At 69.3% G+C, this 16119-nt stretch carries 17 protein-coding genes and 1 pseudogene; 5 read left to right on the top strand and 13 right to left on the bottom strand.

Going from position 1 to position 16119, the window contains the following annotated elements:
• From NA4_RS33150 to NA4_RS33140, 4 genes and pseudogenes are all read right to left on the bottom strand, one after another.
• Positions 1-233, bottom strand: a pseudogene (locus NA4_RS33150) (urease accessory protein UreF); the annotation flags it as partial.
• 78 nt (positions 234-311) lie between these two features.
• The gene (locus NA4_RS33145; protein WP_373862859.1) at positions 312-1181 is read right to left on the bottom strand and encodes an SDR family NAD(P)-dependent oxidoreductase; all 870 of its coding nucleotides are present in this window, start codon (positions 1179-1181) and stop codon (positions 312-314) included.
• 49 nt (positions 1182-1230) lie between these two features.
• Positions 1231-1365 carry a hypothetical protein gene (locus tag NA4_RS43375; RefSeq protein ID WP_281180088.1) on the bottom strand — a complete coding sequence of 45 codons (135 nt, stop codon included), beginning with the start codon at positions 1363-1365 and terminating at the stop codon, positions 1231-1233.
• An 86-nt stretch (positions 1366-1451) separates the two neighbouring features.
• Positions 1452-2924, bottom strand: coding sequence for an MFS transporter (locus NA4_RS33140; RefSeq protein WP_067479210.1), 1473 nt, complete (start codon positions 2922-2924; stop codon positions 1452-1454).
• A gap of 95 nt (positions 2925-3019) precedes the next feature.
• Between NA4_RS33140 and NA4_RS33135 the strand changes: the two genes are divergently transcribed.
• Positions 3020-3706 carry a TetR/AcrR family transcriptional regulator gene (locus tag NA4_RS33135; protein ID WP_067479208.1) on the top strand — a complete coding sequence of 229 codons (687 nt, stop codon included), beginning with the start codon at positions 3020-3022 and terminating at the stop codon, positions 3704-3706.
• Positions 3707-3754: 48 nt separating this feature from the next.
• Positions 3755-4747 (top strand): zinc-binding dehydrogenase, encoded by a 993-nt coding sequence (locus tag NA4_RS33130; RefSeq protein WP_067479206.1) that lies wholly within the window; start codon positions 3755-3757, stop codon positions 4745-4747.
• 10 nt (positions 4748-4757) lie between these two features.
• Here the strand turns inward: NA4_RS33130 and NA4_RS33125 are convergent, their stop codons facing one another.
• Positions 4758-5435, bottom strand: coding sequence for an O-methyltransferase (locus NA4_RS33125; RefSeq protein WP_067479205.1), 678 nt, complete (start codon positions 5433-5435; stop codon positions 4758-4760).
• Positions 5436-5550: 115 nt separating this feature from the next.
• On the opposite strand from NA4_RS33125, the gene NA4_RS33120 reads away from it, so the two are divergent.
• Positions 5551-6393, top strand: a complete 843-nt coding sequence (locus NA4_RS33120) for an SGNH/GDSL hydrolase family protein (RefSeq protein ID WP_067479203.1) — start codon at positions 5551-5553, stop codon at positions 6391-6393.
• A gap of 56 nt (positions 6394-6449) precedes the next feature.
• On the opposite strand, the gene NA4_RS33115 is transcribed toward NA4_RS33120, so the two are convergent.
• Both NA4_RS33115 and NA4_RS33110 read right to left on the bottom strand, forming a co-directional pair.
• On the bottom strand, positions 6450-7715 hold the full coding sequence (locus NA4_RS33115; protein ID WP_067479201.1) for an SPFH domain-containing protein: 1266 nt from the start codon (positions 7713-7715) through the stop codon (positions 6450-6452).
• Positions 7715-8146, bottom strand: coding sequence for an NfeD family protein (locus tag NA4_RS33110; protein WP_067479199.1), 432 nt, complete (start codon positions 8144-8146; stop codon positions 7715-7717). Before NA4_RS33110 ends, NA4_RS33115 begins: the two co-directional genes overlap by 1 nt.
• A gap of 129 nt (positions 8147-8275) precedes the next feature.
• On the opposite strand from NA4_RS33110, the gene NA4_RS33105 reads away from it, so the two are divergent.
• The gene (locus NA4_RS33105; RefSeq protein WP_067479198.1) at positions 8276-9100 is read left to right on the top strand and encodes a DUF3097 domain-containing protein; all 825 of its coding nucleotides are present in this window, start codon (positions 8276-8278) and stop codon (positions 9098-9100) included.
• A 474-nt stretch (positions 9101-9574) separates the two neighbouring features.
• On the top strand, positions 9575-10393 hold the full coding sequence (locus NA4_RS33095; RefSeq protein ID WP_067479194.1) for an Rv1486c family protein: 819 nt from the start codon (positions 9575-9577) through the stop codon (positions 10391-10393).
• A 301-nt stretch (positions 10394-10694) separates the two neighbouring features.
• Here the strand turns inward: NA4_RS33095 and NA4_RS33090 are convergent, their stop codons facing one another.
• The 6 genes from NA4_RS33090 to NA4_RS33065 form a co-directional block, all read right to left on the bottom strand.
• Positions 10695-11087, bottom strand: a complete 393-nt coding sequence (locus tag NA4_RS33090; RefSeq protein WP_067479192.1) for a hypothetical protein — start codon at positions 11085-11087, stop codon at positions 10695-10697.
• Positions 11088-11163: 76 nt separating this feature from the next.
• The gene (locus NA4_RS33085) at positions 11164-12237 is read right to left on the bottom strand and encodes a ferrochelatase (protein ID WP_067479190.1); all 1074 of its coding nucleotides are present in this window, start codon (positions 12235-12237) and stop codon (positions 11164-11166) included.
• A gap of 10 nt (positions 12238-12247) precedes the next feature.
• On the bottom strand, positions 12248-13084 hold the full coding sequence (inhA, locus tag NA4_RS33080; protein ID WP_067479189.1) for an NADH-dependent enoyl-ACP reductase InhA: 837 nt from the start codon (positions 13082-13084) through the stop codon (positions 12248-12250).
• An 81-nt stretch (positions 13085-13165) separates the two neighbouring features.
• On the bottom strand, positions 13166-13882 hold the full coding sequence (gene fabG1 / locus NA4_RS33075; RefSeq protein WP_067479187.1) for a 3-oxoacyl-ACP reductase FabG1: 717 nt from the start codon (positions 13880-13882) through the stop codon (positions 13166-13168).
• Positions 13883-14044: 162 nt separating this feature from the next.
• The gene (locus NA4_RS33070; protein ID WP_067479185.1) at positions 14045-15046 is read right to left on the bottom strand and encodes a VWA domain-containing protein; all 1002 of its coding nucleotides are present in this window, start codon (positions 15044-15046) and stop codon (positions 14045-14047) included.
• Entirely contained in the window at positions 15043-15993 is a 951-nt protein-coding gene (locus NA4_RS33065; protein ID WP_067479212.1) for a DUF58 domain-containing protein, read from the bottom strand. Before NA4_RS33065 ends, NA4_RS33070 begins: the two co-directional genes overlap by 4 nt.
• Positions 15994-16119: the final 126 nt, after the last annotated feature.

Genomic DNA, 16119 nt, shown 5'->3' with positions numbered 1-16119 from the left:
AGTTCGCCCGCGCACACCGCGGCGGCCAGCGATGCGGCCACCAGGCCGGTGGTCCGGATTCGGCGGCGCAGGTACAGCTCCACCGTCGCCACGTCGCGGATCAGGCCGGACGCGACAGCCTCCTCGACTCCGCCGGAGTGCACGTGCCCGCCGATCGGCAGCCGCGAGTCGGCGAGCGCGAGCACCGTCGTAAGGCTCGACCCAGCCGGACCGCTCGGACCAGATTCACGCACCCGTCGATCCTATGTCCCGGCGTGTCGCCCAGGTGTCCCGGCCGTTTCGCGGACGTACCGGCGTCGTGCCGGTTCGGGTCAGCGCCGGAAAGCGCGCTCCATGAAACGCTGGGCTCGGCCGCGGGTCAGGTCGGTCCACGCCTGGACCGGCGCCGACCACCAGGGGGCGATCTCGCGCGGCTTGGCGGTCACCGCGTGGCAGACCAGGTCGGCGGCCTCGTCGACGGTGAGCCCGGGAACACGGCTGAAATCGGTGGGCGCGCTCATCCTGGTGTGCACCAGTGGCATGTAGATCGATGTCGTCGTGACCCCGTCGGCGGCCACCTCGGACGCGACGCTGCGCAACCACACGTCGAAGGCGGCCTTGGACGCGCCATAGGCCGCCCATCGCGGGGCGGGCGGCACACGGACACCCCACGTCGAGATATTGACGATGTGGCCTCGCCCGCGAGCGCGCATCGAGGGCAGCAGCGTGAGCAGCAGGCGCACCGGACCGAGATAGTTGATGTCGATGGTGCGGGTGAAATCATGGAAGCGGTCGTAGGACTCGTCGATGGGACGGCGAATCGACTTACCCGCGTTGTTGACCACCACGTCGAGGTGGCTGTGCTCGTCGAGCAGTTCGCGGCCGAGGCGTTCGACGGCATCCATGTCGGTGAGATCGGTCGGATAGGTGTGCGCGACGCCGCCCGCCGCGGTGATCTCCGCGGCCACCCGATCGAGTTCCCCGGCCGAGCGGGCGACGAGCAGGACGGTCGCCCCCGCCGCGGCAAGTTTGCGCGCGCTGGCTTTGCCTATCCCGTGCGATGCGCCGGTGACCAGCACGATCCGACCGTCGACCGCGGCGCGCAACGCCTTTTCACGCGGACGCGACGTGGGATAAAGCAGACGCGTCGCCACCCGTTCGGCGATCGGCCGCCCGTTGCTCGAGCCCGGGGTGTGGTTCACGAATCCGACTGTAGGCTCAGTTCAGGCCGCTCAGCCAGCGATCGCGTGATCATCCGTTCCGCCACCTATTGCGCACGAGTTGCGGCAGGTCCTGCCGGGTTGGGTAGGTGGCGATGCTCAGGCGGCCGTCGGTGCGCCGGACCACGGATATGGCGTCCTCATAGCGGCGGATGAACAGCAGCATCTCCCACGGGTTCGAATGTGGATGCGGCAGAGTCTCTTTCCCAAGGACGGCCGCCGCGGACGTATCCGGTTGCGGACCCAAGTGGGTCAGCGCCGGGTAGACGAGGCGACCCGGGCGATCAGAGCCATCGCCACCAGCGCCGCGGCGCCGACGGCCACCGCGATATGCATTCCATTGACAAACGATTCGCGTGCCGACTCGATCAGCGCCACATCGCCGCCCGCCTTCTGGATGGTCTCGCCGAGCGTGGCCGCGTAGTCGCCGCCGGACCGGAAGATCAGCGCCGCGAGCGAGCCGAGCAGGGCGAGGCCCAGCGCGTTGCCCAACTCGAAGCTGGTCTCGGAGATGCCGACGGCCGACCCGGCCCGCTCCGGCGGCACCGAGGACACCGCCACGTCGGACACCAGGGTGAAGACCAGGCCGTAGCCGATTCCGGCGATGGTGGAGCCGGTCAGATACCACCAGAGTCCGCCGTGCACACCGACGCCGAGCACCAGCAGGTTGCCGACCGCCGAGGCCAGCAGGGCGAACACGAACGTGGCGGTGACCCCGAAGCGGTGTCCGACCCGTGCGCCCCCCATCGAGCAGACGAACACCGCGATCGCCATCGGGATGCCGAGCAGCGCCGCGGCGAGCGGCGAGCGCCCGGTCACCGATTGCAGATAGACGCTGGTCAGATAGCTCAGACCAGCCAGCGACATCATGCCGATCAGGCTGGAGCCGATCGCCACCGAGAACGGGACCCTGGCGAACAACCGCAGGTCGAGCAGTGGTTCGTCGAGCTGCCGCTGCCTGCGGACGAAGACGGCCGAGAGCACCGCGCCGATCAGCGCGATGACGACGGCCTGCGCATCGATGCCTTCGGTCGCGGCGTGCTTGATGCCGTAGACCACCGGCAGTATGCCGCCGATGGACAGGGCGACGCTCGGCAAGTCCAGCGGTCCCCGTATGCCCGCTCGATGTTCCGGCAGCACGAACGGGCCGAACGCGAGCAGGATCAGCAGCACCGGGATATTGATGAGAAAGACCGAGCCCCACCAGAACTGGTGCAGCAGCATGCCGCCGATGATCGGTCCTACGGCCGAGCCGCCTGCGAAGAACGCCGTCCACACGCCGATCGCGGTGGCGCGTTCGCGTGCGTCGGGAAACAGGCTGGAGATCAGCGCCAGACTGGACGGCAGCAAGGTGGCGCCCCCGATGCCCATCAGCGCCCGCGCCGCGATGAGCACGCCCGCGCTCGGCGCGAACGCCGCGATCACCGACGCGATCCCGAACACCGCGGCGCCCGCCAGCAGGATGTTGCGCCGCCCGACCCGGTCACCGAGGTTGCCCATGGTGATCAGCAGGCCCGCGATCAGGAACCCGTAGATGTCGAGAATCCACAACTGCTGGTCCGCCGAGGGGTCCAGGTCGACGGTCAACGTGGGCAGCGCGAGGAACAGCACCGAGATGTCCATCGACACCAGCAGCACCGGCAGCAGCAGGACGGCCAAGCCCAGCCACGCGCGGCGCGAACCCACCGTGGTCGGCCCGGTCCCCACTGTCCGCACGTCTGTCATCCCGACCGTCCTCTCACTGGCGCGTACGTCGTACGCACGACAAGGGTACAGTGTACGCTACGGATCCAGGGCCCCGAGTGGAAGCGAGCCGTGGGATGACCGAGATCAAGCTGCACCGCACCGCCATCGTCGACACCGCCATCGAGCTCGCCGACGCCGAGGGCTTGGACGCGCTGTCCATGCGGCGCATCGCCGACCGGCTCGGCGTGGGAGCCATGTCGCTGTACCGCCACGTCGCGAACAAGGACGAGCTACTGGCGTCGATGACCGACGAGGTGGCCCGGCGGAACCCATACCCCTCGCCGGAGGGGCAGCGGTGGACCTGGCGCGACCGGGTCCGCATCGCCGCCGAGATCGATTGGGCGCTGTACCGGCAGCATCCGTGGGTGCTGCTCACCTTCGCCACCCCGCGCTACAGCTTCGGCCCGCAGAGCCTGGCGTGCCTGGCGTGGTTGGTGGACGGCTTCCTGGAACTCGGTGTGTCCACCCGGGAGGCGACGAGCATGTCCTTCACCGTGTGGAACTACATCTCCGGGGCCACCCTGCCGGAGATCAGCGCCGAGTTGATGGCGCGCAAGGGCATGAACCCCACCGGCGACAATGGTCTGCGGACACTGCTGAACGGCACGGCCGAAGGGCCGGTCCCGCCGGCGCTGGCCGATCTCGCGGGCAGCGGCGTCAGCAAACTGACTCAGGAGGAACTGCTCTATGGCGGGCTCGACGCCCTGTGCGACGGATTCGCGGCACGGGCGGCGCGGCGCGAGCGATTGACCTCGACCTAACTCGAGGTCGCATGCTGGTGGGCGACCGCATCACGAACAGGAGTCACCGTGCACGCCATTCGCCTCCATACCTTCGGCCCGGCCGAAAACCTGCGCTACGAAACCGTATCCGACCCCACACCAGGCGCCGGCCAGGTCCGCATCGCGGTGGCGGCCGCTGGAGTTCATTTGGTGGATACATCGCTGCGGCGGGGCGAGCCCGGCCCGTATGTGTTGCCGCAACTGCCCACCGTCCCGGGACGCGAGGTCGCGGGCACGGTGGACCGAGTCGGTCCGGACGTCGAACCGAGCTTGCTCGGCGCACGGGTCGTGGCGCACCTCGGCGCGGTTCCGGGGGGTTATGCCGAGCTGGCGGTGACGGAAGCCGCTCGGTTGCACAAGATTCCAGCGAACCTCGACGCGGCCGAGGCGGTCGCGATGATCGGCACCGGGCGCACCACCATGGGCATTCTACAGTTCACCGACTTGGCTTCCGACAGCGTCGCCGTGGTGACAGCCGCCGCCGGCGGCATCGGCACGCTGCTGGTGCAGTACGCCAAGAACGCCGGAGCGACCGTGATCGGACTGGCCGGCGGTCCCGCGAAAGTCGGGCAGGTGCGGCGCAACGGCGCCGACTTCGCGGCGGACTACCTGCTGCCGGATTGGCCGGACCGAGTTCGTGCGTACATCGGCGACCGCGGCGCGAGTGTGCTGTTCGATTCCGTGGGTGGCGACGTCGCCCGCGCCGGTGTGGACCTACTCGGCAAAGGCGGGCAGCATTTGGTCTATGGCCGGTCCGGCCAGTCGAATGACGAAGGGCCGCTGGCATTTTCAGCCGACGAACTCGCGGCCCGGGGCATCACCTCCGAGCTGGTGCTCGGACCGCCGATGCTGGCGCGAGCCGGTGGCGACCTGCGCGTCCTGGAGGAGCGAGCCATGGCCGAGGCGGCCGCCGGCCGGCTGCGCCCGGCGGTGCACCGTTTCCCGCTCGCTGATGCCGCCGCCGCGCATCACTCGCTGGAAACGCGCGGAACGACCGGCAAGGTGGTGTTGATTCCGTGACCGAGGCGGCTCACTCGAAGCTTTCGCCGTTGACCACGGCGTAGGCGAAACCGTCCCATCCCTTGCCGCCCACGGTCTGCACGACGGTCGCGTCCAGGCTCGGTTCGGCGGCGAGCAATTCGATCAGGTCCCGGCTCGCCTGCGCGGCCGGGTCCTGCGAGTGCTCCTCGGCGACCGCACCGCCGCGGACCACATTGTCGACGATGATCACCGAGCCCGGCCGGGTCAGGCGCAGCGCCCACAGCACGTAGTTCGAGTTGTTCACCTTGTCCGCGTCGATGAACACCAGATCGAACGGATCGGGGTCCTCCTCGGCGAGGACGGGCAGGCTGTCGAGTGCGGCGCCGACCCGGATGTCCACCCGGTCACCCACCCCGGCCCGATCCAGGTTCGCCCGCGCCACCTCGGCGTGCTGCGCGGCGAACTCCAACGTGACCACCCGTCCTTTCGCGCCGACCGCGCGGGCGAGCCAGATGGTGCTGTACCCACCGAGTGTGCCGATCTCCAGCACCCGCCGCGCCCCGGCCGTCCTGGCCAGCAGATGCAGGAACTTCCCCTGCGGCGGTGACACGTCGATCGCGGGCAGGCCCGCCGCCTTGTTCGCGGCCAGGGCGGCTTCGGACGCCGGATCCGCCACCAGCGTGTCCACGAGGTAGCCGTCCACGTCGGCCCATCCAGGAGTTGTCATGCCTGGAAGTCTGCCACCGGATTCCGCCCCGCGGATCGGCTTGCCGAGTAGCGTGCGGCACAAGGAGACGTGCCCCGCTCATGACTGCGCCAGCCGACACCGCCCAGGACACGACATGACGAATCTGCCGCACGCTATCGCCGTCACCGTCTGCCTGCTCGCCCTCGGCACCGCCCCCGCCGCGGCGATGCCCGCCGAAGGAGGGGCCGAGTACGTCGCGCTCGGTGATTCCGGCGCGGCCACCACCGGCGTGCGGAACTTCGACACCTCGGCCCCGCCACGGTGCCTGCGCTCCACCGCCAACACACCGAAGCTGGTCGCCCGGGATCTCGGCCTGCGGCTCGACGACCGCACATGCAATTCGGCGCGCATCCGGGACCTCACCACCGCTCAGCAGCCGGGCATCGCACCGCAGTTCGACGCCCTCGGCCCTGGCACCAGACTGGTGACGGTGCACATCGGCGCCAACGACGCCCTGATGGCCGAACACGTGGTCTCCTGCCACGTGTCCGGCCTCTTCGGCGTCGGCGTGTGCGCCGGTCCCGCTTGGGACGCCGACATCGACGGCATCGCTGCGGCGTATTCGGCCGCGTTGCGGCAGATCTCGTCGCTGGCACCGAAGGCGAAGATCGTCGTGGACGGCTGGCCGCGCTACGTCCGCGACGGCGGCTGCCCCGAACTGGTCGGCCTTCGCCCGTCCGACGCCACCCACATACAGGCCGCCTTCGACCGCCTCAACACCGTGGTGGCCCGCGCCGCCACGGCACACGGGGCCACCTATGTCGACACCCGCGCCGCCTCGGAAGGCCACGACGCGTGCGCCCCAGCCGGCGTCCGCTGGATCGACCCGGTGATCGCCACCGAAACCCTCGTGCCCTACCACCCCACCCCGCAGGGCATGCGCGGCGTCGCCGACGTCATCGTTCCGGCGATCCGCGCCTCGGGACTGCCCGATTGAGCCTGTTCCGCGGTGCCCCGGACTCCAGTGCGAATCGGGGCACGTCAACGGCGGTGCTACTTCGAGAAGTTCTCCGGGGGCTGCCACGGGCGGTTGTGCGGGTCATCCGGGCGGTGTGCCGGCGGTTGCTGCGCAGGCTGCTGTTGCGGCGGGAAAGCCTCCTGTGGAGGAAGCACCGGCTGGTGCGGCGAGGGTTCGTAACCCTGCGGCGGCGGGGTCGGCGCCATGCCCTCCACCGGAGTGCGTGCCGTGGCCTCGGCGGCGCGCACGGCCCGCTCGATGGCCGGGTCCGGCGCGGTGTCGAACCAGTCCGCGACGTCGGAGTCGTCCTCGGGCTTGACTTCCGAACCGTCGGGGGCGGGCGGTTCGTAACGGAACACCCCGTCCTCGCCCTGCGTGCCGAAGCTCTTGGCGAACCCTTCGAGCGCCTTGCCGAAATCGCTCGGCACCAGCCACACCTTGTTGGCGTCGCCGCGGGCGACCATGGGCAGCGTCTGCATGTACTGGTAGGCAAGCAGTTCCGGTGTCGGCTTGCCGGATTTGATGGCGGCGAAGACCTTTTCGATGGCTTTGGCCTGCCCCTGCGCCTGCAGGTACGCCGCGGCGCGCTCACCTTGGGCACGCAGAATGCGGCTCTGCCGTTCACCTTCGGCGGCCAGGATCGCCGATTGCTTGGCGCCCTCGGCGGACAGGATCTGCGCCTGCTTGGCACCCTCGGCCGTCTTGATCTGCGATTCCCGCTGGCCCTCCGCGGTGAGGATCATCGCGCGCTTCTCGCGGTCGGCCTTCATCTGCTTCTCCATCGATTCCTGGATCGACGGTGGCGGATCGATGCTCTTCAACTCGACCCGCGCAACGCGCAGCCCCCAGCGCCCGGTCGCCTCGTCGAGCACGCCGCGCAGCTGGCCGTTGATCGAGTCCCGTGAGGTGAGGGTCTGCTCGAGCGTCATCCCGCCGACCACGTTGCGCAACGTGGTGACGGTCAGCTGCTCGACCGCGGCGATGTAGTTGCTGATCTCGTACACCGCCGCCTGTGGGCTGGTCACCTGGAAGTAGACCACGGTGTCGATGTGCAGGGTGAGGTTGTCCTCGGTGATCACCGGCTGCGGCGGGAACGACACCACCCGCTCGCGCAGATCCACCTTGGCGCGGATCCGGTCGGCGAACGGGACGAGAAACGTGAGCTGGCCCGACACCGTGCGCGAGTACCGGCCCAGACGCTCGATCACCGCGGCCTCGGCCTGCGGCACCAGCGCGATCGACTTGAAGACCACCACCACGACCAACAGGACGAGGACGGCGGCGACGATCAGTACAGCCATTACGGCCCCTTCCAGACGACGGCGGTCGCGCCGTCGATCTTCATGACGTACACGGTGGTACCCGGCTCGTAGACCTCGCTCACGTCCATCGGCCGCGCGGTCCACACCTCCCCGCCCAGCTTCACCTGACCGGAATGCGCCGCGACCTGCTCGAGCACCAGCGCCGTCTTACCCGGCAGGGCGTCCACGTTCGTCGGTATCGGCGGTGGAGTCCCGAAGCGTCGCCGCAGGGCCGGGCGGACACCGAGCAGCAGCACCGCCGAGATCACCGCGAACACGATGGCGTCAACCAGGACCGACGTGCCCGCCGCGGCGCTGACACCCGCGGTGCCGAGCGCGGCCACACCGAGCATCAGCAGCGTGAGATCCCCCGTGAGCATCTCCGCCGCGGCGAGCAGGATGCCCGCGACAAGCCAAAAAATAGCGGCCACACGACCACTGTAGTGCTCCGGCCATTCTCGCGGGACCGACCGAGATGACTACTCCGTACGAACTCGCCGCCGGGACGCGCGCACACCCGCTGCCCCGAAACCTTCAGCGGCGGTGCTAGCTTCAGGCGGGTGAGCGGGCGTGACAGGTATGGCGACATCTTCTCCGGACATCCCCGATCGAAGAAGCAGGCGGTACCCACGGTCACCGCAGAACGCGACCTGGTCGTCGAAGACGCCGCCACCGGATTCTGCGGCGCCGTGGTCGGTTTCGATCGCAGCTACGACGGCGAGTTCGTGAAGCTCGAGGACGCACGCGGCGTGGTGCGCCTGTTCGCGCTGCGCGAGGCCGCGTTCCTCATCGACGGCGAGCCCGTCACGCTGGTTCGACCGGCCGCAGCCGCGCCGAAGAAGCAGGCCCGCTCCGCATCGGGCTCGACCCGCGTCGAGGGGTTGCGCGCGAGGGTGGCCCGTGGTAGCCGGATATGGGTCGAGGGTGTCCACGACGCCGCGCTGGTCGAGCGGGTGTGGGGGCACGATCTGCGCGTCGAGGGCGTGGTCGTCGAGCACCTGGAGGGCTTGGACAACCTGGCCGAGCGGCTGGCCGACTTCCAGCCAGGGCCGGGCAGGCGGGTCGGCGTGCTGGTCGACCATCTGGTGACCGGATCGAAGGAGACCCAGCTGACCACCGGGCTCGGACCGCACGTGCTGGTGACCGGCCACCCCTTCGTCGACATCTGGCAGGCGGTGCGCCCCGCGACCGTAGGGATCGCGCAGTGGCCGCAGGTGCCGCGCGGCGAGGACTGGAAGACCGGCATCTGCGCACGCCTGCACTGGGGCACCCCGCAGGACGGATGGCGGCGCGTCTACGGCGCGGTGACCTCCTTCCGCGACCTGGAGGCGCCGCTCATCGGCGCGGTGGAGCGCCTGATCGACTTCGTCACCGAAACGAAATAGGCGAGTGCCTCGGCTTCGCTCGGCCCGGCGCATATGCGAGTGCCTCGAGGCTTCGCTCGGCCCGGCGCATATGCGAGTGCCTCGAGCCTCCCCTCACCCCAGCACATCAACGGCTGCCTCGAGCCTCCCCTCACCCCAGCACATCAACGGCTGCCTCGACTCACCCCAGCGCCCGGGGGGCCGCCTCGAGCCTTCACTCGGCCAGACGCGAGCTATAGACGGACTTGGTCCAGCGGGCTCGTTTCTGCGGCTGCCTCGAGCCTTCGCTCGCGCCAGCACCGGGGCTGACGACGACTTCGCGCGGCAGCGTCGTAGTGCGTCGGCTGGTTGTGGTCGCCACGGCCGGATGCCGGGTGGTGTCCGCGTGGACACAGTGGTCGTCACCCGCGGTGCCACCGTGGTTCCGGTGCTGCTCACGAATGCCATCGCGCATGGATGCCCACCGGTAGCGCCCACCCTTTATGCTCGATAATTATGTGCTCTCCAAGCGCGACGCTGACGGTCTGGGCGAGCTCCTGGCTGGCCGGCCGCAGTGCGCCCGACGACGTTCTGGCTGCCCTGCACGCATGGGCGCCGAGGCACACGATCGCGGCGGGCGATCCGCTCGCCGGCGGCCGCACCGACTTACCCTGGTCCGCGCACGGCAGCCTGCCGGGAAGTGGAGTCATGGCCCTGCTCAAGGTGATTCGCGAGACGATGGCGCAGCCAGGGTCGCAGCTGCGACTGGTGCTCCCGGTCCCCGGTGACGTGCGCGGAGTCCCCGCGGGCACGGCGTTCGCCGCCGACGCGATCGCCGCCGAGGAGGGCATCCTGATCGGGGTGCCCGGCACCGACGGCACCGGCCTCATCCCGCAGTGGGCGGAGGAGGCCACCCTGCAGTGGACCGTCTACAGCACCCCGATCCCGGCGGCGGCGCCGGGCCCCGACATGTCGCTGGGCGAGGCCGAATACGCGATGCGAGAAGCGGTCCGCGACGCCGCCGACGCGCTGATGAAGCTGCACACCACCGCGCTCGGCACGGCCGAGTCCGATCCGCGTGAGCTCATCGAGGCCGAACTCGCCGACTACTCCCGGCACGACTATCCCGGCTCGATTCCGTTGCGCGCCAGGCGCATTCTGGATACCGCCGACCATGTCGCGGCCATCCTCACGGTAGCGCAGCGGGAACCGGCCTCCGCTCCCACCTCCGCCAGCGCGATCGGCGCGCAGGAATCACTGCTGCGCCCGCTGTGGGACGCGATCCGCGCGGCCAGGCTGGTCGCGGTGCACGCCTCCGCGCGGGAAAGCCACTGACCTCGTCCCGAGAGGTCGACGCGCGGTTCCACACCCGGTCCGCGGATCAGCGGCATCATCCTGGCGGGACGGGCCGCGCTACCGCCGAGGCCGCAGCAACGCTTCTGCGCACCGCGAACGGCCCTATAGGCGGCGCCGACCTGTGCGGCCTCGACCACGCGAGGACGACAGCGGCCGAGCAATTTTCGTCGTCGGCCGCCTGCGCGGGTTCCAGCTGGTCGCGCGACGGCGCGGCCCGTCCTGGGTTCTCCCTGCGTCCGGCCTCCCTACCGCGACGTTCGGAAAAACCCTGCGGCGAGGACTACCGCTGCGGCGGATAGGGCTGCTGGTATTGCTGCTGCGGTGGGTACTGCTGCTGGGGCTGGTAGGGCTGTTGGTAGGGCTGCTGCTGCGGGTACTGCTGATACGGCTGCTGCTGATACAGCTGTTGCTGCGGATACTGCTGCGGCGGATACTGCTGCTGGGGCTGGTTCGAGTTCGATTTCCCTCGTTTGCTCAGCCAGATCACCAGGCCGATCACCACGGCGACGACGCCGAGGCACAGGATCAGGCCCCCGATCGAGAAGCCTTTACCGCTGCTGCGGCTGCGGCGCCGGGCTTCGGTGGCGTCCAGAGCAACGGTCCACACATTGGCGTCGGACCAGGCGTGCGGGTCGAGCACCGCGGCGTTGGTCAGGACGTCGGCATAGGTCATTTGATCATTACCCCCGGAGGTATGAGTTTCGATTCGGTCTCAGGCGCAGCATGGATGCTATCGCGCGTGCTCTGCGTCAATTCCCAGCAGTGGGGCGGCGGTTCGCAGCGCAGCAGCCTGGCTCGCACGGTGCGCCATTGCGTGTGCAGCCATATCCGGGGACGTTGCCGAGCCGACGAGGTTCGGTATCGCCGAGATGCTCGGAGATCAATTCGACGACCAGCTTCGCGAAGCGGGGATCGGCGCCGGGCGTGGCAACCCGCGAGAACCCCATGCCGAGTTCGGCGGCCTTCTGCGCGGCCTCATTGTCGAGATCCCAGATGACCTCGAGATGATCGGAGACGAAGCCGACCGGACAGACGACGACGGCTTCGACACGCTTGGCGGCGAGGTCGTCCAGATGGTCGACGATGTCCGGTTCCAGCCACGGCACCTGCGGCGGACCCGAACGAGACTGCCAGACCAGGTCGTAGTCGGTGAAACCGGTTGCCGCGGCACACAATCGGGCGGCCTCGGCGACCTGACGGCTGTAGAGCCTGCCGCCGTCGGGCGGCGGGCCCGCGGCGGCGTCGGCGGACACCGGCACGGAATGAGCGGTGAACACCAGTCGCGCTGCCGCCCGCTGGTCGACCGGAAGCCGCTCCCGCGCAATGTGAATCGCGTCGGCGAACGCCTCGATCAGCAGCGGGTGGTCGAAGTACTGACGCAGTTTCACCAGTTCCGGCGCGCCGTCACCGAACGCAGCACGCGCCCTGGCGATGTCCTCGTGATACTGCAGGCAGCCGGAGTACCCACCCCACGCCGAGGTCGGGAAGACCAGCGCGGAGCCGACACCGTCGGCGGCCATCCGCGCGACGGTGTCCTCCACCATGGGATGCCAATTCCGGTTGCCGAAGTAGACCGGCAGATCCAGTCCCGCGGCGGCCAGTTCGGCCTCTACCGCCGTGATGATGTCCCGGTTGAGCGCGTTGATCGGGGAAACGCCGCCGAAGTGCAGATAGTGCTCGGCGACCGCGTCGAGGCGCTCGCGCGGCACTCCCCTGCCCCGGGTGACGTTCTCCAGGAACGGCATCACGTCCTCGGGCCGTTCCGGACCACCGAAGGACAGCAGCAGCAGCGCGTCGACGGCCCGGATCACGGTGTCTCCCATCGCATCCGGCTCAGTTCATCGCCATGTTCTCCGGGAACCAGGTGTTGTGGCTGGCTCCGCCGTCGACGTAGATGATCGAGCCGGTGGTCCCCGGCAGCCAGTCCGACAGCAGCGCGACGATCGACTTCGCCACCACCGTGGGATCGTCGACGTCCCAGCCGATCGGCGACGCGCCGTCCCAGTAGGTGTTGAGCTGGTTGAGTTTGGCGGCGTCGTCGGTCGCGGTGCCCGCGATCGCCTTGGCGGCCAGCGTCTTGATCGGACCGGCCGCGATGAGGTTGGAGCGGATCTTCTTGGCCGTGCCCACTTCTCGTGCCACGTACCGGTTCACCGACTCCAGCGCCGCCTTGGCCACGCCCATCCAGTTGTAGTACGGCATCGCGGTGCGCGGATCGAAGTCCATGCCCACAATCGAACCGCCCTCGTTCATCACCGGCAGCACCGCGCGCGACAGCGACGCGTAGCTCCATGCCGAGATCTCGAACGCCTTCGCGGCGTCCGGTCCCGGACCATCGAGGAACGGCCGAGCCTCCGGCCCCATCAGGGTGCGGGGGGCGAACGCGATCGAGTGCAGCACACCGTCCACGCCCTCGGGCGCCAGTTCCCGCAGCTTGTCGGCCAGCCCGGCGAGATCCTCCTCGCTGGTGACGTCGAGCCCGATGGCAGGCGGGACTTCCTGGGGCAGGCGCTTGGCGATCCGATCGATCAGCCGCAGCCGCTCCGGGATGCCGGTGATGATCACCTTCGCGCCCTGCTCCTGCGCGACCGCCGCCGCGTGGAACGCGATCGACGAATCGGTGATGATGCCGGTGACCAGAATGGTCTTGCCTTCGAGCAGTCCGCCCATGGGTTCTCGGTTCTCCTGAAATCTCGGATGGGGAGTTGGCTGCGGGCGGCCGGTACCGGCCGCGCTACGCGTTCGGAATGGTCAGTGGCCCATGCCCATGCCGCCGTCGACCGGGATCACGGCGCCGGAGACGTAGGCGGAATCCTCGGAAGCCAGGAAGCTGACCACCGCCGCAATGTCTTCCGGCTGGCCGAGCCGCTGCAGGGGGATGAACTTCTTGGCCATATCGCGCATGTCGTCGGGGAGATCCGCGGTCATGTCGGTCTCGATGAAGCCAGGGGCGACGACGTTGGCCGTGATCGAGCGCGAACCGAGCTCACGGGTGATCGAGCGCGCCAGACCGATCACACCGGCCTTGGACGAGGCGTAGTTGATCTGGCCGGCTTGGCCACTCATGCCGACCACCGAGCCGAGGAAGATCATCCGGCCCCAGCGCGCCCGCAACATCGCACGGTTCGCCCGCTTGGCGCAGCGGAACGCACCGGTCAGGTTGGCGTCGAGCACCCGGGTGAACTGATCCTCGGTCATCCGCATCAGCAGCGTGTCGTCGGTGATGCCCGCGTTGGCCACGAGCACCTCGACCGGACCCTGGTGTGCTTCGACCTCGGCGAACGCAGCATCGACCGACTCGCTGTCGGTCACATCGCATTTCACACCGAACAAACCGTCCGGCACTCCGGACCCACGATGCGTGACGGCCACCTTGTGACCGTCGGCAAGCAGACGCTGCGCGACCGCGAGACCGATGCCGCGATTTCCGCCGGTCACCAGGACCGACCGGGATGTGATGTTCGACATGGGGTTCAACCTACCTGGTCGGATCGATCGGCCCGGACGCGGCCGCCACGTTCGTCGAGCCGACACCCGCACCGTGCGGTGTTGGTGAATAGGCACAAACGGCAGCCCGCGTCCGAGCCGGCCGTACTGGGCGGGACGGACATCGGGACGCGCCTCGCAGCACTAGGGCAGACGCTGGCGGTACAGCAGCCCGATGACGATGCCCGCGGCGATGACCAGCAGGCCGAGCAGCAGCCACGGACGGCTGGCGTCGCCTCTGGTCAGCTCGTACCCGATCTGCTGCTCCAAGGTGTCGTAGACCCTGGTCAGTTCCTGCAAGGACGACGCGGAGTAGAACTCGCCGCTGGAGAGCCGGGCGAGTTCGCGCATGGCGTCGTCGTCCACCGGCACCCGCACCTGCTCGTGGCTGCCGTCCTCGCGGGGAATCTCGACGACGCCCCAGCTGGTGCCGAACGAGATGGTCGAGATCGGGACGTTCTTGGTCTTCGCGAGCCGGGCGGCGACGTACTCGTGCCGCGGATTGTCCACGTCCTCGAACGCGGGGACGGTCTGTTTTCCGTCCGACATCAGCACGATCCGAGCCGGTGGCGGTTCCTGCGCTCCGCCGAGCACCGTGGCCAAGGTGTCGATCGCCTGCAACGCGGTGAGAATGCCTTCGCCGGTCGCGGTGCGCTCGGCGAGCCGCACGTTATCGATCGCCGCCTTGACCGCTTCATGGTTCGTGGTGGGCGACACCATCACCGACGCGGTGCCGGCGAAGGTGACGAACCCGATGTTCACGCCCTCCGGCAGACCGTCGACGAACTCCTTGCCCGCCTTCTTCGCGACCTGGATCCGGCTCGGCGCCACGTCGGTCGCCTCCATCGACAGCGATACGTCCATCACCAGCATGACGGTGGCGCGGTTGCGCGGCACCTTCTTGACCGCCGTCGGCCCCGCCGCGGCGACGGTGAGAAACACCAGGCCGACCAGCAGCAGCGCGACGGCCACGTGCCGGAACGGGCTCGGCCGGGACGGCGCGACCTTCTCCAGCAGCTCCATGTTGGTGAAGGTCAGCATGTGCTTGCGCCGGTTGCGCTGCACCAGGACGTAGCCGAGCGCGATCAACGCGATGACGGCGAGGAATCCGAGCCAGATCTGCGCGGTGAAATGCGAAATACTCACTGACGTGGCACCCGCCCGGTCGGGGCGCCGAAGCTGTGGCGCCGGGTGGACACGAACCGGACCACGTCGGCGATCCAGTCCCGATCGGTTTGCAGGGTGAGCACCGGAGCGCCGCAGCTGCGCAGGGCCTGCTCGACCTGCTGACGGTGGCGCTGCGCGGCGGCCGCGAAATCGGCGCGCAGGGTGGGCGTCGCGCTGAACTCGCGGGTGCGCCCGGTCTCCGGGTCGTGCAGCACGACGTCGCCGATGTCGGGCAGCGACAGGTCGCGCGGGTCGAGCACCTCGACCGCGAGCAGGTCGTGCCTGGCGGAGATGGCGCGCAGCGAGCGCTGCCAGTCGATGTCACCCAGGAAGTCACTGATGATCACCGCGAGCCCGCGTTTGCGCTGCGGGCGGCGCAGCGATTCGATGCCGCCGCGCAGGTCGCCGCGGACGCCGTCGCGCGCGTGCGGGGTGGTCGCGATGCTGCGCAGCAACGACTGCGCGTGCAGGCGCCCGCCGCGGGCCGGGATGCGGACCAACCGCTCGCCGGTCGCGACGACCGCACCGATCCGGTTGCCGCCGCCACTGGTCAGATGCGTGATGGCGGCCGCGGCGGCGATGGCGAGATCCCGCTTCTGGCAGGCCGCGGTGCCGAAGTCCAGGCTGGCCGACAGGTCGACCACCATCCAGGTCTCCAGCTCCCGGTCGGCGATCATCTGCCGCACGTGCGGGTGGGTGGTGCGGGCGGTGACCGACCAATCCATCTGGCGCACATCGTCACCCGGCTGGTACACGCGCGCCTCGCCCGGCTCGGAGCCGGGTCCCGGAATGAGTCCGAGGTGATCACCGTGCAGTACGCCGTCGAGCCTGCGGCGCACGGTGAGCTCGAGGGTCTTCAGCGCGACCGAGAGCCGGGGATCGGTCAGCTCCCCTGCGTGGAAGGACGGTGGTGCGTGCGAGGACATCGGCACTGGCGCGACCGGATCCGATGCCGGGGTCACTTCGGCGGGATGGTGCCCGCGGGCTGCGACGGCTGCCCGTTCGGCGGCTGCGGCACGGGCTGCTGCTGCGGCGGCTGGGGAATCTGCGGC

The sequence above is a fragment of the Nocardia amamiensis NBRC 102102 genome, from assembly GCF_001612745.1.
GTDB classification, from domain to species: Bacteria; Actinomycetota; Actinomycetes; order Mycobacteriales; family Mycobacteriaceae; genus Nocardia; species Nocardia amamiensis.
The sequence above is the reverse complement of the archived record's forward strand: the minus strand, read 5'-3'. Positions and strand labels throughout refer to the sequence as shown.

Excerpts from the sequence above, each read along its gene's own strand:
- NA4_RS43375 (WP_281180088.1), bottom strand. The coding sequence starts at position 1,365 with ATGCTGCTGTTCATCCGCCGCTATGAGGACGCCATATCCGTGGTCCGG.
- NA4_RS33140 (WP_067479210.1), bottom strand. The coding sequence starts at position 2,924 with ATGACAGACGTGCGGACAGTGGGGACCGGGCCGACCACGGTGGGTTCG.
- NA4_RS33135 (WP_067479208.1), top strand. The coding sequence starts at position 3,020 with ATGACCGAGATCAAGCTGCACCGCACCGCCATCGTCGACACCGCCATC.
- NA4_RS33125 (WP_067479205.1), bottom strand. The coding sequence starts at position 5,435 with ATGACAACTCCTGGATGGGCCGACGTGGACGGCTACCTCGTGGACACG.
- NA4_RS33120 (WP_067479203.1), top strand. The coding sequence starts at position 5,551 with ATGACGAATCTGCCGCACGCTATCGCCGTCACCGTCTGCCTGCTCGCC.
- NA4_RS33115 (WP_067479201.1), bottom strand. The coding sequence starts at position 7,715 with ATGGCTGTACTGATCGTCGCCGCCGTCCTCGTCCTGTTGGTCGTGGTG.
- NA4_RS33095 (WP_067479194.1), top strand. The coding sequence starts at position 9,575 with ATGTGCTCTCCAAGCGCGACGCTGACGGTCTGGGCGAGCTCCTGGCTG.
- NA4_RS33090 (WP_067479192.1), bottom strand. The coding sequence starts at position 11,087 with ATGACCTATGCCGACGTCCTGACCAACGCCGCGGTGCTCGACCCGCAC.
- NA4_RS33085 (WP_067479190.1), bottom strand. The coding sequence starts at position 12,237 with ATGGGAGACACCGTGATCCGGGCCGTCGACGCGCTGCTGCTGCTGTCC.
- inhA (WP_067479189.1), bottom strand. The coding sequence starts at position 13,084 with ATGGGCGGACTGCTCGAAGGCAAGACCATTCTGGTCACCGGCATCATC.
- fabG1 (WP_067479187.1), bottom strand. The coding sequence starts at position 13,882 with ATGTCGAACATCACATCCCGGTCGGTCCTGGTGACCGGCGGAAATCGC.
- NA4_RS33065 (WP_067479212.1), bottom strand. The coding sequence starts at position 15,993 with ATGTCCTCGCACGCACCACCGTCCTTCCACGCAGGGGAGCTGACCGAT.